A 19,196-nucleotide genomic window follows, 5' to 3' on the forward strand; every position below is an offset into this window, starting at 1 on the left:
ATCATGCGTCGGGGTCCTGCCCCAGGGTGGCGATGAGGTCGTGGAGGGTTCCGTAGCCGGGGCAGGCTGGGCCGCATTGCTTTTCGGCTTGCAGGGTCAGATCCAGGTCCAGGTCGTTCTGGCTGGATCGGGAGAGGGTCCAGCCGAGTGGGGCGGACAGCGACGGCTGGGTGCTTTGGCTGATGACGTAGACGAGGTTGGGTAGGTCGGAGTGGAGGGTGGCACACGCGGATGACTCCGTGCAGAGCTGGGCGGTCGCGGCTGCCCGGGCTTCCCGGAGCAGGGCGCGGTCGTTCGTGCCGTCCTCCTTGGCGGAGATGAGTTTGGTTGCCGGGGGCACCAACAGTTCCGGTACGGCCGGCAGGTTGGTACCGGGTTTGAAGGTGTTGCCGATGCCGTCGACCGGGTCGTCGTTGCCGACGCTGTAGTCCTTGCCGGTGCCGTTCTCGATGTAGACGACCAGCGGCAGGATGACCTCCCCGGTGCCGTCGGCAAGCACCTTGTCGTTGTGTGAGCGGACTACAGCACCCCACGACGGCGCGAGATCGACGATCGTGCCGATGCCGGTGTTGTCCGTGTACCCGCCATCCACCAATTGCGCCGGCTTGAGGTCGCCACAGCTGCCGACCACCCCGGACGGCGTCACATACGGGAAGCGCGACGCCAGCAACCCAGCGGTCAGCGCTTGCGGGTTGCCGAGGCAGCCCGCGTCGGTGCGTTCCGCAGTACGGCCGTACTCCGCGAAGAGGTCGTAGTCGTGCGCCCCGGCCACCCCGGCTCCACAGACCGGCGCGCCATCCGCAGTACGGGCTCCGTCGCTCAGATCGACCTGGCTCATCAACGCGCGACACCCGTTGCGAACAGCAGACGTCGTCAGAATCAGCTGCCCGGTCATCGCACCATCGGCCTTACCGTCATCCGGCAGGAAGTGCCGCCGCAGCTCAGGAACCTTCCGCTCCCACGCCGTCTCCATCAACCCGGCCCGGTCCAACGGCTGGCGCGATGGCGTCCGGTACTCCGCGGCCGCATCGAACCGCAACCCCGCCATACTGGCCAGCAGATCACTCGACATCAGCGAGATCGTCGCAGCACCGAGCGCCTCATGCCCCGCCATCGCCTTGACCGCCGTCAACGGCTTGTCCGTGTACCGCGCAACGGTCAGCCCGAACGCGCCACCACTCGCCCCACCCGAGAACAGCACCGAATTCTTCGCGCACCCAGTGCCCGTCATGCTCAGCCGCTCGAGCGCGGAAGCAGTCCAGTACGTCGCCCTGATGCCACCACCCTCCGCGGCCACCATCATCATCGGCCGCAGCCTGAGCCCACCATCCAACGGCACCGTGCAGCCCGGCTGAGCCACCCATGCATCGAAGGCCTGCTGCATACTCGGCCGATCAGGCAGCGCCGCGGTGGCCGTCAACGGATGCACCTCGGTCTTGCCGCCGATCAGCGCCGTCGCCACCATCGCGAAGACCAGCAGGCTGATGATCGGTGTCGCGCGCATCCGCAACCACTTGGTCTGGAAGATCTCGGGCGGCTGCCGCTCCTGCGCATAGGCGACGATCACCCCGATCAGGATCACCAGCGTCGCCAACGCGAGCAGGGTCGACGCCAGTACGCCGAGAACGTCAGCGAACCGCCTCGGGAACGACCCCAGCAGCAGCATCGCCGCACTGGCACCAAGCACGAACCCGGCCCGAACCTTGCTCCGCGGCGCCACGTCGACCACGGTCGCACCGCTCGGGTTCACGCCAGGCGTCGCGATCCGCCCGTACCAGCCGAGTACGCCGGTCGTCTCCGGTTGCCCCCACCGCTTGATTGCCTTGAGCACCGGCCAGGAGACGAGCCAGGTACCGATCGCCAGCACCACGCCGGTCACGAGCGCCACCGTCGGATGCACGGCGTACGACGAATCGAACAACCCGACCGCATCGCCTGCCGCCAGGGCGGCGAAGGCGCGGACCATTCCCAGGCCACCCAGCGACACAGCGGTCACCGAGATCATGTCGCCGGCGATCATCACGTCGCGCGGGAACCAGCTGCCGACCGGCCGCAACGCCTTCGGATGTACCCCGGGCTTGTCCCGGAGAAGGCGCGACAATCCCAGCACCAGCAGGGGAATCAGACAGAACACGACCAGCCGCCGCTTGAACACCTCGCCCTGGCCGGAGACAGCGATCACGACCGCGATCGCCGGCAACAGGATCGGCCCGACGACCCAGAGCACCAGGTTCTGCCGGCGCTTGGCCCCGTTCTGGTTGTAGAAGGGCCATTCGTGGTCCTCACCGCGGACTCGCCGGACGGCCCAGTCGGCGCGGAGCCGGCCGAGCAGGAAGATCGCGGGCAACAGCACCGCGTAGTACAGGAAAGCGGCGATGAGCGCTTGGCCGACGCCGGTGCCGTTGTCGAGCCAGCTGCGCTGGACGTCCGGGAGTTGGTCGAGGACGTCGGTGCCGGGCACGATCGCGAGCAGGCCGAGCGGCAGGAACGCGAGCAGGCTGAAGCGCTGGATCCACAGCGCGCGGCGGATCCGCGGCACGGCCGCTTTGATCGTCTGCCAGTGATCGCGGATCAGGAAGTAGACGATGGCGAGGAACGCCAGCCATTTCAGCGTCGTGATCACCGCCAGGATGACCGCGGACGCGGCCGGGACACAGTCGCCCGCGTCGCAGCGCTGGCTGCCCAGCCAGTACGTGAGGATGTTCTCCACCACGTCGAGGCCAGCTAGTACAAGCACTGGCCCTGTGGCAATGAAGCGTCGCAGGGCGGGCACGTAGATGGCGATGAAGACGAGGTCCAGCACCAGATAGATCGCCAGCAAGGGCAACCAGTCGTCCAGTTGCTCGCCGGTGAGCTTGTCGTGCCAGCCGCCGTACTGCTTCATGGCGAGCGGTCCGCTCATGCCGTTGAACGCCCACGACTTGCCGCCCTCGGCGAGGAATCCCGCCGCCAGCAGGCTGATCTCGTTCATCGCCAGCCAGACCGCCGCCAGGGCGGCCAGGATCGCCCCCACCCACCGGAAGTCGGCAGGCTCAGGCGCCTCCTCCACAACCTCCTGCTCCACCGGCTCACTTCCTGCCGGTTGCTCCCCCACCACTGCGACCATTGCCCATTCGCCCCCACAGCTCACCGGTCGTCACACTTAGTCACATTGCCGCACACTCCGCTGCCTACGGCAAGACCTCACACCGGTCCATCGCTAGATGCGACGGCGTCGCATATGATGCCGGAGTGACGTTGACCTTGAGAGCCGCGGTTGCAGCAGACGGACCCGTGCTCACCCGGTTGGCCAGAACCTCCGCCGCCTACGACGGCATGTATCGGGCAATGATCGAGGAGCAGACGATCGACGCTGCGTACCTGGCGAAGAACCCGGGCCGGGTGGCGGAGGACGACCGTGGCGTCGCAGGCTTCTACACGTTGGCGATCCCAGGTCGTGCTGGGCCGGGCGAGGGTGAGCTGGACTACCTGTTCGTCGCCGATGACCGGCAGGGGGCAGGAATCGGGCGGATGCTGATGGACGACCTGCGAGTCGAGGCCAAGGCGCTCGGACTCCCTCGGATCCACATCATCTCGCACCCGCCGGCGGAGGGGTTCTACCTCGCGATGGGCGCCACGCGGGTGGGACTGCTGCCGCCCCGCGGCCGGGTGACCTGGGCCCAGCCGCACCTGGTACTGGAGCTGCCGTGAGTCAGGCCGCACATTGCCCAGATGTCGGACAATCTGACGGTTGGGGTCGGCTTGGGTCGGATTGGGCTCTAGGCTCTGGTCGTCTGAGCTTTGCGACCGAGAGGCCGATCCATGACTGATCCGATGGCGCTGGAGAACAGCTACGGCGCGCACAACTACCACCCGTTGCCCGTCACCGTCGCGACGGCGGAAGGCGTGTGGGTGACCGACACGTCCGGACAGCGGTATCTGGACTGCCTGGCGGGCTACTCGGCACTCAACTTCGGGCATCGGCACCCTGCGCTGATCGCTGCCGCGACGGAACAGCTGGGCCGGGTCACGTTGACCAGTCGCGCGTTTCACCATGACCAGCTCGGGCCGTTCTGCGCCGAGCTGGCCGCACTCTCGGGCAAGGACGCGGTACTTCCGATGAACTCGGGCGCCGAGGCGGTCGAGACCGCACTCAAGCTGGCCCGCCGTTGGGGGTACCTGGTCAAGGGCGTGCCGGACGGGCAGGCGACGATCATCGTTGCTGATGGCAACTTCCATGGGCGGACGATCAGCATCATCAGCTTCTCGGGTGACGCCGAGGCGCACGACAGCTTCGGGCCGTACACGCCTGGCTTCCGGTCGGTCCCGTACGGCGACGCGGCCGCGCTGGAGGCGGCGATCGACGAGACTACAGTCGCGGTGCTGATCGAGCCGGTTCAGGGCGAGGCTGGTGTCGTCGTGCCGCCGGACGGGTATCTGGCGGCGGTTCGGTCGGTGTGCAGCCGGAACCAGGTGCTGATGATGGCGGACGAGATCCAATCCGGGCTTGGGCGGGCGGGTGCGACCTTCGCTTGCTCGCGGGCGGGCGTGGTACCGGATGTGTACGTACTGGGGAAGGCGCTCGGTGGCGGGATCATGCCGTTGTCGGCCGTGGTGACCGATCGGGTGGTGATGGATGTGATCACGCCGGGCACGCATGGCAGTACGTTCGGCGGGAACCCGCTCGCGGTGGCGATCGGGCGGGCGGTGATCAAGCTGCTCGAGCCGGGTGAGCTGCAGGCGCATGCGCTGGCGATGGAGCCGGAACTGCGCGAGCGACTGGAGCCGTTGCGGGCGCAGGGGCTGGCCGGCTTGCGGGTGCACGGATTGTGGGCCGGACTGGATCTCGATCCGGCGCTCGGGAACGGGCGGGCGCTGTGCGAGAAGCTTGCGGAGTACGGCGTACTGGCGAAGGACACGCATGGCTCGACCATCCGCCTGTCGCCGCCGCTCGTCATCACGACCGACGACCTGGACTGGATGACCGACCGGCTGTCGCTGGCCCTCAAGTCCCTCGCAAGCTGAGGCGGGCGCGCGGATGATCGAGGTGCGGCGGGCGACGACGGTTGATGGTGAGGCGGTCGGGGTGGTGCATGCGGCCTCTTGGGAGGCGGCTTATGCGCCGTTCTTCGACGCGTCGTTTGCGGCGGAGCAGGTCGAGTCGCGGTTGGCCCGCTGGCATGAGCGGGTCGCGTCGCCAGAAGGGCTGGTACTGGTCGCCGCTGTCGATGGACGCGTTTTGGCCTTCTCCTGGTCGGTGCCGTCGTCGAGCCGGCCGGGCTTCGCCGAGATCAACAGCTTCTACGCGCATCCGGACGGCTGGGGTACGGGCGTGGCAGCAGCGTTGATGAGCGATACGCTGCGCCGGTTGCGGGCCGAGGGGTTCGACGGCGTCCACCTGTGGACTCTGCGCGATACTCCCCAGTCCCGCCGGTTCTACACGAAGTCAGGCTTCACGGAGACGGGCGCAACCACCACCCGCGACTTCGGCGACGGCCAGGAGATCGCGCAGGTCGAGTACGAGCTGAAGCTCGGCTAGTCACCACAGACCTGCACCCGCACCTCGACGAGCAACTCGCCCAGGTCGACGAACAGCCCGGGCTGGTCGCGGTCGCGTTGCTCCCACTCCGGTCGCGAGATCGCTGTCAAGGCTCCGCTGCTGCTTCCCCGGATGGTCATCAGGTTGACTGCTTGGCCGGGGCCGGCGACCAGTTCCATCGCCACGGTTGCCTCGCCGGGGAATTCGGTAGCTGTGCCGCGAGCCACCGGTCGGCGCTCGCCGTCGATGAGCAGGAGGACGTCGACGAGGGGGAGGAAGGTTCGGTCGAGGCCTGGGAAGTACGAGAAGTCGGCATCCTGCTCAAGATCCGCGACACTGAGCCGCCAGCCGGCCGGGTCGTCGACGAGTTGCCGGGTTGAGCCGGCTCCGTTGCGCCACGGGACGGGGTTGACGGCATCGGGCGTCAGGATCCGGGCCGCGCCGACCTCGGGCGTCACCATTTGGGGGGCGGGGGTTCCGGTGGATCGGTCGGGGGTATCGACGTGACGCTCCTCTCGGTGATGGGCAGGGGACGGAGGGATAGCCTACAGTGGACATATGAAGAGTTCTGCAGATGTGCAAGCGCCTGTGGTGATCGACGGCTGCAATGTCCGGCTTGTCGACCCGGAGCGGGTGGCGGCCGTCCATGCCAGGATGCCTTCTGAGCAGGATGTCGTCGATACGGCCGATGTGTTCGGGCTGCTCGGCGATCCTCGGCGGTTGAAGCTGCTCGTCGCCTTGCTGGACGGCGAGTTGTGCGTCTGCGATCTCGCCGCGGTGACCGGGATGAGCGAGTCCGCCACCTCGCATGCGCTGCGGCTGCTCCGCGCTCACCGAGTCGTCTCGGTACGCCGCGACGGCCGGATGGCGTACTACCGGCTCGACGACGCCCACGTCCGGATGCTCGTCGACCTGGCCGTCGCCCACACCGAACACACCGACGCCATCCACCCGGAACGAACCCGATGACCACCGACCACGACACCCCGGACGGGCACCTCACCGGGCACGACACCCCGGACGGGCTCGTTGCCGGGCACGGTACGGCGCCGGGCAAGGCCGCCGGGCACGGTCATGGGCACGGGCACGGGGTTGGCGCTGATGCGGATCGGAAGTTGCTGGGGGGTGCGCTGGCGCTGATTCTGGCGTTCATGGCGGCTGAGGTGATCGTGGGGTTTGCGGCCGGGTCGCTGGCCTTGATCACCGACGCGGCGCACATGCTCACCGACGCGGCCGCGATCGCCCTCGCGCTGATCGCCATCCGGCTGTCGGCGCGGCCGCCGGCGGGCGGGTACACGTACGGGCTCAAGCGGGTCGAGATCCTGTCGGCGCAGGCCAACGGGATCACGTTGCTGCTGCTCGCCGCGTTCTTCGTGTACGAGTCGGTCAACCGGATGATCCACCCGCCCGAGGTCCAGGGCGCGCTCGTCCTGATCACCGGCGTCGTCGGCATCGTGGTGAACCTGATCGCCACCTGGCTGATCAGCAAGGCGAACCGCACCAGCCTGAACGTCGAGGGCGCGTTCCAGCACATCCTCAACGACCTGTTCGCCTTCGTCGCGACCGCGATCGCCGGGCTCGTCGTCCTGCTCACCGGCTTCGCCCGGGCCGACGCGATCGCGGCCTTGATCGTCGCCGCGCTGATGCTCAAGGCAGGCATCGGGCTGGTTCGCGACTCCGGCCGGATCTTCCTCGAGGCAGCCCCCGCCGGCATCGACCCCGCTGTCGTGGGCGCCGAGCTGTGCGCAGTACCGGGTGTGGTCGAGGTCCACGACCTGCACGTCTGGGAGATCACCTCCGGCGAGCCGGCCGCGTCGGCGCACATCCTGGTCAGCGAAGGGCTCGACTGCCACCTGATCCGCAGCCAGATCGAGACGCTGCTCGCCGACCGCCATCATCTGACCCACTCGACGCTGCAGGTCGACCACGCGTCAGGCGATGTACAGGACGCTCACTGCAGCGACGCGCACGGCGTCGTCCATCGCCCGATCGAGATCACAACCGCTGGAACAGCACCTGACCAGGCCAGACCGAGTCACTGACCGGTACTCCGAAAGGCTCCGCGCGAGTGAACCCCTGCTTCTCGTAGTACCTGATCAGAGCCCCATCGCCACCGCCGAAACAGTCGACGCGGAGCAACCCGACGCCAAGACCGCGCGCGAGCATCCGCGCATGATCCAGCAGCTCCGTCCCGATGCCACTGCCCTGCAGCGCGCGATCCGTCACGAGCAAACGGACGTAAAGCTCCGGCTCGGTCGCCGGCGGAACATACGACATCGCATCGCCAACGGCCAGCGCGCCCACCACCCGTCCGTCAAGCGACGCCACCCACAGCCCGTCACCGGACGCGAACTCCTCGATCTGCGCGATCCGCCGCGGATTGGTCGAGTGCGCCTCGGTCCCCCACTGATCGGTCCGCCCGGCCGCGACCAGCCACTCGGTCGCCTTGTCGAGCAGCCCCAGAACAGCCGGTACGTCGCCCAGCTCGCCGCGCCGGATACTCAGAGAAGAAGTCACCCGGCCATCCTTGCACCGGACGGAAGACTGATCTGGGACTCGCGCGGCACGGAGGCGAGCTAGCCGAGGCCGAGGCGATAGGCGTAGGCGACCGCTTGAGCCCGGTCGCGCAAGCCGGCCTTGGCGAACAGATGATTGATGTGCGTCTTGACCGTCGCCTCGCTGACCACCAGGCGGCGGGCGATCTCCGTGTTCGACAGACCGGCCGCGATCAGTCGCAGGACGTCCAGCTCGCGCGGGGTGAGACCGTCCGACTCCTGCGGCACCGGTACGGCGGTCGTTGCCTCGATCAACCGTCGCTGCACCTCGCCGTCGATGATCGACTGCCCGGCCGCGGCCGCATGCAACGCGCGACCGATCGACTCCGCGTCAGCATCCTTCGTGAGGAATCCCCGCGCACCGGCCCGGAGCGCGCCGAGCACCGAATCGTCATCGCTGTAGGTCGTCAGCACGACCACCTCAGTGCCCGGGTACTCCGTGCGCACCCGCCGCGTCGCCTCCACCCCATCGCAGCGCGGCATCCGCAGATCCACCAGCAAAACATCCGGCTTGTACTCCGCAACGAGCTCAACCGCCTCCACCCCGTCCGACCCGGCGGCGACGACATCGATCCCCGGCAACAACCGCAGCAACGTCACCAGCCCGTCGCGCACCACCGTCTGATCATCGGCAACGACCACCCGCAGCGCGCTCATCCCGCCGTCACCAGCACAATTCGCAGCTCGCTCATCCCGGTATCACCAACTCAACTCGCCACCCGTCATCCGTCGGGCCGACCTCGAGGCTGCCGCCGATCAGCTCGGCCCGCTCGCGCATCCCGAGCAAACCGTAGCCCCCGCTGACGGCTCGGGCCGGCGGCTTGCCGGGGTGGTCGTCGACCGTGAGGACGACGTGGGCGTCGGCGTACCGGAGTACGACATCGATCGGCGCTCCCGGCGCATGCTTGCGGGTGTTCGTCAGGGCCTCCTGCAATCCGCGATACAGCGCCGCCATCGCCTCGGGCGCCAACTCGCGCGACTGCCCCAAGATGTCGAACGTCGCCTCGCTCCCCGTCTCCAGCCGGTACGCCGCGACGAGATCGGCCATCGCCCGCGCGTCGGGCACCGAATCCTCTCGCAACGTCGCCACCGCTCGACGAGCCTCGGCCAACCCGTCCGCCGCCAGCCCTTGCGCACGAGTCACTTGCTCGATCGCCTCCTCGGATGCGCCGTCCCGTACCAGCATCAGCCGCGCGCCTTGCAGATTGAGCGACAAGCCGGCCAGCGAATGCGCCAGTACGTCGTGCACGTCGCGAGCGATCCTTGCGCGCTCGGCCAATGCTGCAGCGCGACTGTGCTCCTCGATCGCAGCCTGCTTGCGGGCGAGCGATACCTGGAGTTCGTCCAGTTGCTCTTCCCGTGCGCGACGGTTGGTGGAGGCCAGCAGCAGGGCGATCACGCCGATCGCGATACCGATCGCGCCGCTGGGCGAACCGCTCGCCGCGAGCACCGGGAGACTGGCGCCGAGAATGCCCAGCAGGATTACCAGCGCTTCACCGCGGCCGGGTCGGTGATACCTCACGGCGGCTCGCACCGCCCAGAACGGCAGGACGATCAGCGCGCTGTTCGGCAGCGCGTACCAGAGCAGCGATCCGACCACCACGAAGACGAGTAGTCCGGCGGTACGCTCGGTCGACTTCTCGCCGTATCGGATGATCATCAAGTTGCCGCCGACAATGATTGCCGCCAGCACCAAAATAAGGGCCAAGGGCAACTTCCTGGTCTCGGGTGAGCCCCATGCGAGGGGCACCGTCACGACCACCAGGACCGCGGGTACCAGCCGCAGCAACGTGGCGAGGCCGGGCGATCCCCAGAGATCGACGACCCGCTGCCAGGTGGCAGACGGCAACCCCTGAACGCCCACTGGACGTTCGGGGGTCGACCGGTCCGGGATGGTCATGGGCAACATCATGCCCGTTCGGCTGCCAGCGGGATGTGCAGGCGCTGGGCGCGGAGGTAGACGGCGACGTTCTGGGCCGCGATGCTCAGGCCGAAGGTCAGCAGGAGAGCGGCTGTGGTGAGGGAGCCGTTGAGGCCCATCGCCGCACCGGCGAAGCCTGCGCCGACCCGGATGCCGATGGTCAGCAGCCACAGAACCAAGGTGGCAGCGGTGCCCTTCTGGTGCAGGCCGCCGTCGCGGACCGTCAGCTGGGTGCTGGCGCCGCGGGCGAGGCCGATCAGGATCAGGACGGCGACGTCGAAGACGAAGAAGGCCAGTTCGCCGGGCGAGGCGGTGTTGAAGGCGTCGCGAGCCGACAGCAGACCGACGACTACGAGGACCAGCGGCATCACCACCAGCGACCGCTGGGTCACCATCGAACCGCGCAGTTGACGGCCCATCACCCGGACCACGACCAGGACCCCGATCAGGATGCCCAGCAAAAGATTGACCGACATTGCACTGTCCTTCCGACGATAACCGGCAAATCCGGCACCCATTTCCGACCCCAGCCGGATGCCTCCGGTCGGAAGCCTCCAGTTGGACGGCTCCGGCTGGATGCTCCAGCCGGATGACTCCAGCGTCGTCGGATTCGGCCGCCGGTACGTCGGTCTCCGGGTGTGACCCGGATGGATCTCCGGCCTCCACCCGTGGGTTGATATGCCGCTAGCTCTTGCGGTTGCGGTAGGCGGCGGAGGCTATTCGGTCGTTGCAGAGTTCGCAGCAGTAGCGTCGGCGGTTGGCTTTGGTGCGGTCGACGTACACGCAGCGACAAGGGTCGGCGGCGCAGGTCCGGAGTCGGTCGGCGGCACCGTCCGCGATCGCTCGGGCGAGGGCGTCCGCGGACGATACGGCCAGTCGCGCGACCGGGTCGTCGCCACCTGTCGCCGCGAGACGTGGGCCGGGGACAAGACGTGGCGTTGCGCCGTACCGGGTGAAGATTTCGTTCAGTACGCCGTACTGGGCCTGCGCGTCAGCCTCGGCGAAGACCCGGTAGAGGCGGTCGCGTACCGCGCGCACCGGCTCGAGGTCGGCGTCGGTGAGTCCAGGGTCCGTCAGCTCGTGGTGGGCGGCGAGGCGCGCGACGAGCGGGATGGTCAGCCGGTCGGGCGGGTCCTCGAGCAGGTCGTAGGTGTTGCAGAGGTCCAGCACGAACCCCAGCCAGGGGTCGGTCGCCGGCACGCTGCTCATTCCGCACATCCTCCACCGTCTTGACCGCTCGGCCCAGCCGCTCTACGGTCGTCAGTTGTTAAGAGAGTTTATCAACTGATAGATTGCGAGGGGTGGGCGATGAGAAGACTCGCGGTGGCGACGATGATCGGGGCGCTGTTGCTCGGGGTGGCGGCAGCCGGGGCATCTTCGGCGGCGACGGATGCGCGCAAGCCGCAGCCGGTGGTGGTGACGGACATCCAGATCCCGGTACATGGGCAGGCGCCGGTCACGGCGTACTTGGTCAGGCCGGTGGCGAAGAAGCATCAGAGCCTGGTCGGGGCGCTCTACCTGCACTGGTTCGAACCGCCGAGCTCGACGCAGAACCGGACCGAGTTCCTGTCCGAGGCGGTCGCGCTGGCGAGCAAGGGCGCGGTCGCGATCCTGCCGCAACTCACGTTCCCGTGGAGCGCCGACCCGGTCGGCGACGAGACGGATCGGGTGAAGGTGACCAATCAGCTCGCGGCGGTCGAAGCGGCGTACCAGGCACTGCTCGCGCAAGACGGCGTCGACTCACGGCGCACAGCCGTCATCGGGCACGATTACGGCGCGATGTACGCGTCTCTCATCGCCAAGCGGGCCCATGCGATGGTCTTCATGGCGGGCGATGCGACCTGGGCCAACTGGTTCGACACCTACTGGCTGGGACTGGAGCCCGACCAGGCCGTTGCCTACCGCAAGGTGTTCGCCGGCCTCGACCCGGTCGACAACGTCGCGCGCGCTTACGACGTCTACTTCCAGTGGGCCGGCCGCGACATCTTCGTCACGCCGGAGGTACGGGCCGCCTTCAGCGCGGCGAAACCGGACGCGAAGGTCAGCCTCTACGAGAAGTCCGACCACTTCCTCACCCAGCAGGCCAAGGACGACCGGCTGGCCTGGGTCAGCTCCGAGCTCGGCCTGCGCTGATGGCGGGTTTCCGACATGTCGTGGCAGGCGATCGGCCCAACCCCTACCGTGAATAAAAGAAAGGTCCTTGCGTATTAGATCGGAGTGGCCATGAACCGACGGCTCGGCAGTTTGCTCGCGGGTGCCATCACAACGGGGTTGCTCCTCGCAGGGGCCGGGGTGGTGGCGGTCCAGGCCGGTCAGTCGGCGCAGGCGGCCGTACAGGCAGCTTGTACTGCGCCCGCGTGGGCCGAAGGGGTTGCCTACGCCGTCGGTTCGAAGGTGACGTACCAGAGCAGGACGTACCAGGCCCGGCAGGCGCACACCGCGCCGCCGGGCTCTGGCTGGAACCCGGTCGCGGCCGCCTCCCTCTGGCTCGACCTCGGCGCATGCGACGGCGCCCCGCCGACCACCCCACCCACAACTCCGCCCACCACTCCCCCGACCACACCTCCTACGACCCCACCCACAACGCCTCCTACAACACCTCCGACCACTCCGCCGACGACGCCACCCACTACGCCGCCGCCCGGGTCGACGACCTGTCCGGTGAAGTCGCGGCCGGCCGGGAAGGTGCTGCACGGGTACTGGGAGAACTGGGACGGCTCGTCCAACGGCGTGCACCCGCCGTTCGGCTGGACGCCGATCACCGACTCGCGGATCGCGCAACACGGGTACAACGTGATCAACGCGGCGTTCCCGGTGATCCTGTCCGACGGCACGGTGAAGTGGGAAGACGGCATGGACGCGGGCGTGAAGGTCGCCACCCCTGCTGAGATGTGCGCGGCGAAGGCCGCCGGGCAGACGATCCTGATGTCGATCGGTGGCGCGGCCGCCGGGATCGACCTGAGCTCGTCCGCCGTCGCCGACAAGTTCGTGGCGACGGTGGTGCCGCTGCTGAAGAAGTACAACTTCGACGGCATCGACATCGACATCGAGACCGGCCTGACCGGCAGCGGCAACATCAGCCAGCTGTCCACCTCGCAGGCCAACCTGATCCGGATCATCGACGGGGTACTGGCGCAGATGCCGTCGAACTTCGGGCTGACGATGGCGCCCGAGACGGCGTACGTCACCGGGGGCAGCGTCACGTACGGGTCGATCTGGGGTTCGTACCTGCCGATCATCAAGAAGTACGCCGACAACGGCCGGCTGTGGTGGCTGAACATGCAGTACTACAACGGCAGCATGTACGGCTGCTCGGGCGACTCGTACTCCGCGGGAACCGTGCAGGGCTTCGTCGCCCAGACGACCTGCCTCAACACCGGCCTCGTCATCCAGGGCGTCACGATCCGCGTCCCGTACGACAAGCAGGTACCCGGCCTGCCCGCGCAGAACGGCGCCGGTGGCGGGTACATGTCGCCGTCGCTCGTCTCCCAGTCATGGAACAGCTTCAACGGCCAACTCAAGGGCCTGATGACCTGGTCGATCAACTGGGACGGCTCGAAGAACTGGACCTTCGGCGACAACGTGAAGTCACTCCAGGGCCGCTGAACCCCGACTTTGAGCACCCAGCGGTCACGCTTCTCGCGATGTGGTGACTGCCGGGTGCTCAAAGTCGCTTGTCGTGGGTCAGGCGAGGGAGACCAGATCCAGGTAGTCGTCGGTCCAGAGGTCCTCGGTGGCATCCGGCAGGATCAGTACGCGATCCGGCCGGAGGGCCTCGATGGCGCCCTCGTCGTGGGTGACCATGATGATCGCGCCGGGGTAGTTGCCGACAGCACCTAGTACCTCCTTGCGCGACGCTGGGTCGAGGTTGTTGGTCGGCTCGTCGAGGAGCAGGACGTTGGCACCCGAGTGGACCAGGCCGGCCAGGGCCAGTCGGGTCTTCTCGCCGCCGGACAGTACGCCGGCAGGCTTGTCCGCGTCGTCTCCGGTGAAGAGGAAGGAGCCGAGGACGTTGCGAACCTCGCCGTCGGTCAGGCCGGGCGCGACTGTCGAGAGGTTCTGCCGGACGGTACTGGCCAGGTCGAGCGTGTCGTGCTCTTGGGCGAAGTAGCCGAGTCGCAGCCCATGACCGTGCACGACCTGGCCGCTGTCGGGTTGTTCGCGGCCGGCCAGGATCCGGAGCAGGGTCGTCTTGCCGGCGCCGTTGAGGCCGAGGATGACCAGTCGGCTGCCGCGGTCGACGGCCAGGTCGACGCCGTTGAGCACCTGCAGAGCGCCGTACGACTTGGTCAGCCCGTTGGCCGTGAGTGGGGTGCGGCCGGAGGGTGCCGGATCGGGTAGGCGGATCTTGGCTACTCGGGCTGTTCGGCGTACCGGCTCGAGGTCGGTGAGCAGCTTCTCGGCCCGCCTGGCCATGTTCTTGGCGGCCATCGCGGTCGAGGCGCCGGCGCGCATCTTGTCGGCTTGGGCGTTGAGGACAGCGGCTTTGCGCTCGGCGGTGTGGCGTTCGCGGGTACGACGACGCTCGTCGAGCTCCAGCTGGGTCAGGTACTTCTTCCAGCCGGTGTTGTGGATGTCGATCGTCGTCCGGTTCGGGTCGAGGTGGAAGACGCGGTTGACGGTCGCGGCGAGCAGGTCGCGGTCGTGGCTGATCACGACGAGCCCACCGGCGTACCCGAGCAGGAACGACCGCAGCCAGCCGACCGAGTCTGCGTCCAGGTGGTTGGTCGGCTCATCGAGCAACAACGTGTCGTGCTCGGCGAACAGAATCCGCGCCAACTCGACCCTGCGCCGCTGCCCGCCCGACAACTCCCCGACCGGCTGCTCAAGCGCCCGCGTCGGCAACCCAACCCCCGCGGCAAGCCTGGCCGCTTCCGCCTCGGCCGCGTAACCTCCAGCCGCCTGGAACTGCGTCTCGGCGCGTGCGTACGCGGCCATTGCGCGCTCCTGAGCCTCGCCCGTCGCGGTGCTCATGACCGCTTCAGCCTTCCGCAGTCGCTGCACTGCTTCGTCGAGTCCGCGCGCGGACAGAATGCGCGCGGTCACGCTGATGTCAGGGTCAGCCGCCCGCGGGTCCTGCGGCAAATACCCAACAGACCCAGTGCACGCGATGGTCCCGGCCGCCGGCCGATCCTCACCGGCGAGCGCCTTCATCAGCGTCGTCTTACCAGCACCGTTACGCCCGACCAGACCGATCCGGTCCCCACGACTGACGTGAAAGGAAAGATCGGCCAGCAGCAACTGTGCCCCGACCCGAATATCCACACCGCGAACGGTGATCATGATGACTACTCTCTGTAATACCTACTGGACACACTTCTGGCGCGAAAGCGAGTCCACAACTAGACACAGAGGCAAGTAGCCATGCCGTCAGAGTAATTCCTCCCCCTCCAAACGTCAGCCGATTTTCCTTCCACCGGCTGACTCACACCCCTGGCGCACCTTCCCCGCCGCCGCCGTGACAGCGGTCCCCACCAACCCGCAAAGCCCACAACCCCAGGCCAACTCAGACAACGCGCACTGCCCCCGACACCAGCCTGCCTGCACCAGCCCCGACATCAGGCGGCCTGTATTGGGTCCGATGTCCCGCACCCCAGACCTGTCACTCCACGGATCCAAAGCGTCCGCTCCTTCGGGCGCGCACCGGCGTCGAGACACCGCCGATCGTTCACCTGTATCTCGCTGAAGACCTCCAACGCCCCGACCAGCTTGTGCGCGCCGGTCCACGCGACATCAGCAAACCGTTCCATGCCGGCACGGCTGTCGGGTCGGTTTGGCAGGGCTCGTTGCATGACCAGCGTGAAGAATCCGCCGTTGCCCACCTAGCGGACCCAGCCCCGGTCGAAGCCGGTACCTGACCAGCCCGGCCCGCGCCTCGAGCCGTCCAGTTCCCACGCCCGCGCAATTGCCGCCCCCGCCGACACTGACGCTGGAGCTGGCGCTGGCGCCGCCGCTGCGTGTGGAGCTGGCGCTGACACTGGCGCTGGAGCTGACACTGGAACTGGAGCTGACGCTGAGCTGGAGCTGGGGCTGGGGCTGGCGCTGGCGCTGACACTGGATCTGGAGCTGGAGCTGACGCTGACGCTGACACTGGGGCTGGGGCTGACGCTGACACTGGGGCTGGGGCTGGGGCTGGCGCTGGAGCTGGCGCTGACACTGGTGGTGGAGCTGACGCTGACGCTGACACTGGGGCTGGGGCTGGGGCTGGGGCTGGGGCTGGGGCTGGGGCTGGGGCTGGCGCTGGCGCTGACACTGGTGGTGGAGCTGGCGCTGACACAGGTGCTGGTGCTGGCGCTGGTAGTGGCGCTGGCGCTGGTGCTGGTGCTGGTGCTGGTGCTGGTGCTGGTGCTGGTGCTGGTGCTGGCGACGATCGTCTCGATCCTGCCCATGGATCAAGGGCGGACGCCTCCTCGAGTCCGATCAAGGTCGGCCGCCGCCATCCCCGACCCACGGCATGCACCCACCAACCTCCATGCGCCTCAACGGCCTACCGAGAACACCGCTCCGACGGGCATCTCGCGACGGCGCTCTACCACCACCGCCACTCCGGGGGCGGACAACTGCACCCGATCGAAGGCCCAGGCGCTGACCTCAGCCGGCATGCACAGGGTCCAACGACGCGATCCTCACCCGCGAGTTTGCGTGGCCCATCGTCAGGCCACGGCACCCCCAGGCCGGTCACCCCATGGGTCGAGGGCGGCTGCTTCTTCGGGGGTGGTCCACGGGGCGTCGGTGAACCCGCCCCGCGTGCGGATGGTTGTCGGTCCCGGTGTGGAGGGCGGAGTTCCTTCGCTGCCGGCATTTTCGCCCCAGGGATCGAGCGCTGCCGTTTCCTCGGCGGTGATCCAGCCAGCATCACCGCCGTAGGTCCAGTTCGGTCCCGGTACCTGAGCCGAACCCGAAGCCAGCCCACAAGCAGCAGCCCGCACGGATGTCGTGGCCGGCTTGGCATCGGTACTGCCATCGACCTCCGCATCAGTCGGTGAGAGCGAGGACTCAGCCTCCATCGGCACGAGCCGTCCGTCCGTGCTGGTGGACGACGGCCAAGCCTCAGTGGCCACCGCCGCAGGTCGCGCGTCCGTGGTGGCTGTTGAAGACCAAGGTTCAGCGCCCGCCGCGGGCGTGGGCGGTGGGGTTGTAGCTGCTGTCGAAGGCCAGGGATCAATGTCCGCCGTGGTCGCAGGTGATGTGGTCGTGGTGGCTGTTGGAGGCCAGGGGCCTGTGGCTGTTGGAGGCCAGGGGCCTGTGGCCGTCGTGGTCGCGGGTGGTGTGTCCGTGGTGGTGGACGGTGACCAGGTCTCAGTGGCTCCCGCCGCGGGTGCGGTCGCGGAGGTGGTACTGGGCTGGTCGAGTCTTCGCCCGGTACTTCGCGCAGGCGGGTCGGCCCAGGATGGGCGGGTGACGTGGACCTGGTTGTCGATGATGGTGATGGTCCAGTGGCCGTCGTGCAGCGAGTTGTGGTCGACGCGGCAGAGCAACACCAGGTTGGCGAGGCTGGTGACACCACCATCGGCCCAGCTGGTCAGATGATGCGCATCGCAATAGATCGGCGGGGCATGGCAGATCACGCAGCCCTTGTCGCGCTGGTTCAACGCGTTACGCAAGCCGTTGGTGACGTACCGGAACTCCCGCCCGACATCCAGCGGCTGGCTGTCGGAGCCGAGCACGATCGGGATGATTCCGGCGTCACACGCCAACCGGCGGATCGCGGCAGCGGACAGGCCGTCGCCGTAGGTCAGGTCACCGGTCGCGTGTCTCCCCGCCTCAAGAAGGTCGTTCAGGTCGATCGTGACCGCGATGTGCGGCCTGATGCCGCCGCGGGTGGGCAGGTCACCAGAAGCCAGCGCGATGTCGAGGGCGTCGACCAGGGCGTCGGCCTGGCGTTTGCCGCGCGGCCGGGGGTCGTGGTCGCCGTCGGGGGTCTTGTGGGGTTTCGCGCCGGCCTGGAGAACGGTCTGGAGTTTTTCGGCGTTCTCACCGGCCAGATAGCCGCCGAACTTCACACCACCCTCGGCCTTGGCCAGCCAGACCTCTTCGCGGGCACGGGCAGCGTCCTCGCGCGGCTCGGGACCGTCGGTGTCGAGGATGTTGCGGACCTGCTCACCCATCCTGCGCAGATCACCAGGGCTCATATGCCGAGCCGCCTCAACCATCTGACCGGTCGCCGCGTCCAGTTCTTCCACGGGGACGTTGGCGCGTTTCGGGAGTTTCTCCAACGCGGACACGATCGCGTCGGCCTGCGCCGAAAACAGCACCACCGCGTCGTCGGCGATGACATTTCCGGGGGCGGGGAGCGCGCCGGCGACGGCCGGGTACTTCGGGAGCGCGACGGCCAACCGGACTCTGCGGCGGGCCTCGGCCGGGTCGAGGCGGTAACGCTTCTCGATCAGCCGGGCGGTGTCGTGTGCACCGATCTCCTGGGCGTACTTCATCTCGTCCATGCGGTGGAGGACCTGGTGGCGGCGGGCGAGCAGTTTCTCGATCGCTTCCTCAATGGCGTCGGAGTCAGACAGCAGCTCGTCGCCGCTCATCGTCTCCACCGCCCGATCATCCATACCCACAAGGCTAGACGACGCCGCCGACAGTTTCGGGCCGGAAAGCCCTTATCCACAAGGTGAATTCCTCACCACTTCACATCGACCGAACACCTGTAGGTTGATTGGGCAGCGCACCGACGTTCCAGGCCACGCGCGGCCGAATGCCGGCCTCGGCGAACGAACGGAGACCGGAACGCGCGGGGCCCGCGATGGCGAAGCTGCGGCAGCCTTCCAGGCATCTCCAGCCAGACAACTGGTGCAGGGGCAACTATTGACGAACCTTGCGTCCAGTCCCCCCAACGCCGCATCGCGCACCCAGACACAGCCTCAACCCTCAGCACCGGCGGCAGGTTCAGTGACCCTTGCTCGCATCGCCAACCAGGCAGCAAATTGCCGTAGCCAATGCCGACGACCTCGCAAACAGCTAGCCCACCGCCACCTGTCGCCCCGGCACCGCCTCAACCACCGCGCCGGCCGGGAATGTCTGTCGCTCTTGTCTGTCGCTCTTGTCTGTCGCTCTTGTCTGTCGCTCTTGTCTCGCTCTTGTCTGTCGCTCTTGCTTGATGCACTTCGCCGTTGCACTTGGCCTTTGCCCACAGCACCCAGTCAGCTATCAGCCCGGCACCCAAAGCAACCACAAGCCGACCGGGGACCCTCTGTTGCAC

The 19,196-nt window shown here is 67.8% G+C and carries 17 protein-coding genes; 8 read left to right on the forward strand and 9 right to left on the reverse strand.

The genetic code is table 11. From position 1 onward, the window contains the following. Window position 1 precedes the first annotated feature (1 nt). Complete coding sequence (locus ACIA12_RS15745) at window positions 2–3,064, reverse strand: hypothetical protein (RefSeq protein WP_396367673.1); 3,063 nt, start codon at window positions 3,062–3,064, stop codon at window positions 2–4. 167 nt (window positions 3,065–3,231) lie between these two features. Between ACIA12_RS15745 and ACIA12_RS15750 the strand changes: the two genes are divergently transcribed. From ACIA12_RS15750 to ACIA12_RS15760, 3 genes are all read left to right on the forward strand, one after another. Then, a complete protein-coding gene (locus tag ACIA12_RS15750; protein ID WP_396367674.1) occupies window positions 3,232–3,690 on the forward strand; it encodes a GNAT family N-acetyltransferase in 459 nt (152 codons plus the stop codon). A 111-nt stretch (window positions 3,691–3,801) separates the two neighbouring features. Beyond that, window positions 3,802–5,004, forward strand: coding sequence for an ornithine--oxo-acid transaminase (rocD, locus tag ACIA12_RS15755; RefSeq protein ID WP_396367675.1), 1,203 nt, complete (start codon window positions 3,802–3,804; stop codon window positions 5,002–5,004). Window positions 5,005–5,017: 13 nt separating this feature from the next. Then, a complete protein-coding gene (locus ACIA12_RS15760; RefSeq protein ID WP_396367676.1) occupies window positions 5,018–5,518 on the forward strand; it encodes a GNAT family N-acetyltransferase in 501 nt (166 codons plus the stop codon). Here ACIA12_RS15760 and ACIA12_RS15765 read toward each other — a convergent pair. Further along, window positions 5,515–5,979 carry a HutD family protein gene (locus ACIA12_RS15765; protein ID WP_396367677.1) on the reverse strand — a complete coding sequence of 155 codons (465 nt, stop codon included), beginning with the start codon at window positions 5,977–5,979 and terminating at the stop codon, window positions 5,515–5,517. The two genes, ACIA12_RS15760 and ACIA12_RS15765, sit on opposite strands and share 4 nt — an antisense overlap. Before the next feature lie 97 nt (window positions 5,980–6,076). Between ACIA12_RS15765 and ACIA12_RS15770 the strand changes: the two genes are divergently transcribed. Together ACIA12_RS15770 and ACIA12_RS15775 are read left to right on the forward strand one after the other, a co-directional pair. After that, window positions 6,077–6,487, forward strand: a complete 411-nt coding sequence (locus ACIA12_RS15770; RefSeq protein ID WP_396367678.1) for an ArsR/SmtB family transcription factor — start codon at window positions 6,077–6,079, stop codon at window positions 6,485–6,487. Next, on the forward strand, window positions 6,484–7,560 hold the full coding sequence (locus ACIA12_RS15775) for a cation diffusion facilitator family transporter (protein WP_396367679.1): 1,077 nt from the start codon (window positions 6,484–6,486) through the stop codon (window positions 7,558–7,560). The genes ACIA12_RS15770 and ACIA12_RS15775 overlap by 4 nt, the downstream gene beginning before the upstream one ends. Here ACIA12_RS15775 and ACIA12_RS15780 read toward each other — a convergent pair. From ACIA12_RS15780 to ACIA12_RS15800, 5 genes are all read right to left on the reverse strand, one after another. Further along, complete coding sequence (locus ACIA12_RS15780) at window positions 7,514–8,035, reverse strand: GNAT family N-acetyltransferase (RefSeq protein ID WP_396367680.1); 522 nt, start codon at window positions 8,033–8,035, stop codon at window positions 7,514–7,516. The genes ACIA12_RS15775 and ACIA12_RS15780 overlap by 47 nt on opposite strands. Before the next feature lie 59 nt (window positions 8,036–8,094). Continuing rightward, window positions 8,095–8,730 (reverse strand): response regulator, encoded by a 636-nt coding sequence (locus tag ACIA12_RS15785; protein ID WP_396367681.1) that lies wholly within the window; start codon window positions 8,728–8,730, stop codon window positions 8,095–8,097. A gap of 31 nt (window positions 8,731–8,761) precedes the next feature. Further along, a complete protein-coding gene (locus ACIA12_RS15790; RefSeq protein WP_396367682.1) occupies window positions 8,762–9,973 on the reverse strand; it encodes a sensor histidine kinase in 1,212 nt (403 codons plus the stop codon). Between the two features lie 8 nt (window positions 9,974–9,981). After that, a complete protein-coding gene (locus ACIA12_RS15795; protein ID WP_396367683.1) occupies window positions 9,982–10,470 on the reverse strand; it encodes a hypothetical protein in 489 nt (162 codons plus the stop codon). A gap of 208 nt (window positions 10,471–10,678) precedes the next feature. After that, on the reverse strand, window positions 10,679–11,203 hold the full coding sequence (locus ACIA12_RS15800) for a CGNR zinc finger domain-containing protein (protein WP_396367684.1): 525 nt from the start codon (window positions 11,201–11,203) through the stop codon (window positions 10,679–10,681). 99 nt (window positions 11,204–11,302) lie between these two features. On the opposite strand from ACIA12_RS15800, the gene ACIA12_RS15805 reads away from it, so the two are divergent. Next, window positions 11,303–12,127 (forward strand): alpha/beta hydrolase family protein, encoded by an 825-nt coding sequence (locus ACIA12_RS15805; protein WP_396367685.1) that lies wholly within the window; start codon window positions 11,303–11,305, stop codon window positions 12,125–12,127. A gap of 90 nt (window positions 12,128–12,217) precedes the next feature. Next, window positions 12,218–13,600 carry a glycosyl hydrolase family 18 protein gene (locus tag ACIA12_RS15810; protein ID WP_396367686.1) on the forward strand — a complete coding sequence of 461 codons (1,383 nt, stop codon included), beginning with the start codon at window positions 12,218–12,220 and terminating at the stop codon, window positions 13,598–13,600. Window positions 13,601–13,678: 78 nt separating this feature from the next. On the opposite strand, the gene ACIA12_RS15815 is transcribed toward ACIA12_RS15810, so the two are convergent. Continuing rightward, on the reverse strand, window positions 13,679–15,277 hold the full coding sequence (locus tag ACIA12_RS15815) for an ABC-F family ATP-binding cassette domain-containing protein (protein WP_396367687.1): 1,599 nt from the start codon (window positions 15,275–15,277) through the stop codon (window positions 13,679–13,681). Between the two features lie 622 nt (window positions 15,278–15,899). Here ACIA12_RS15815 and ACIA12_RS15820 point away from each other — a divergent pair. After that, the gene (locus ACIA12_RS15820) at window positions 15,900–16,046 is read left to right on the forward strand and encodes a hypothetical protein (protein WP_396367688.1); all 147 of its coding nucleotides are present in this window, start codon (window positions 15,900–15,902) and stop codon (window positions 16,044–16,046) included. A 601-nt stretch (window positions 16,047–16,647) separates the two neighbouring features. Here ACIA12_RS15820 and ACIA12_RS15825 read toward each other — a convergent pair. After that, on the reverse strand, window positions 16,648–18,549 hold the full coding sequence (locus ACIA12_RS15825) for a DUF222 domain-containing protein (protein ID WP_396367689.1): 1,902 nt from the start codon (window positions 18,547–18,549) through the stop codon (window positions 16,648–16,650). Window positions 18,550–19,196: the final 647 nt, after the last annotated feature.

Origin of the sequence: Kribbella sp. NPDC051620, assembly GCF_044453825.1 — a bacterium.
Taxonomy (GTDB): domain Bacteria; phylum Actinomycetota; class Actinomycetes; order Propionibacteriales; family Kribbellaceae; genus Kribbella.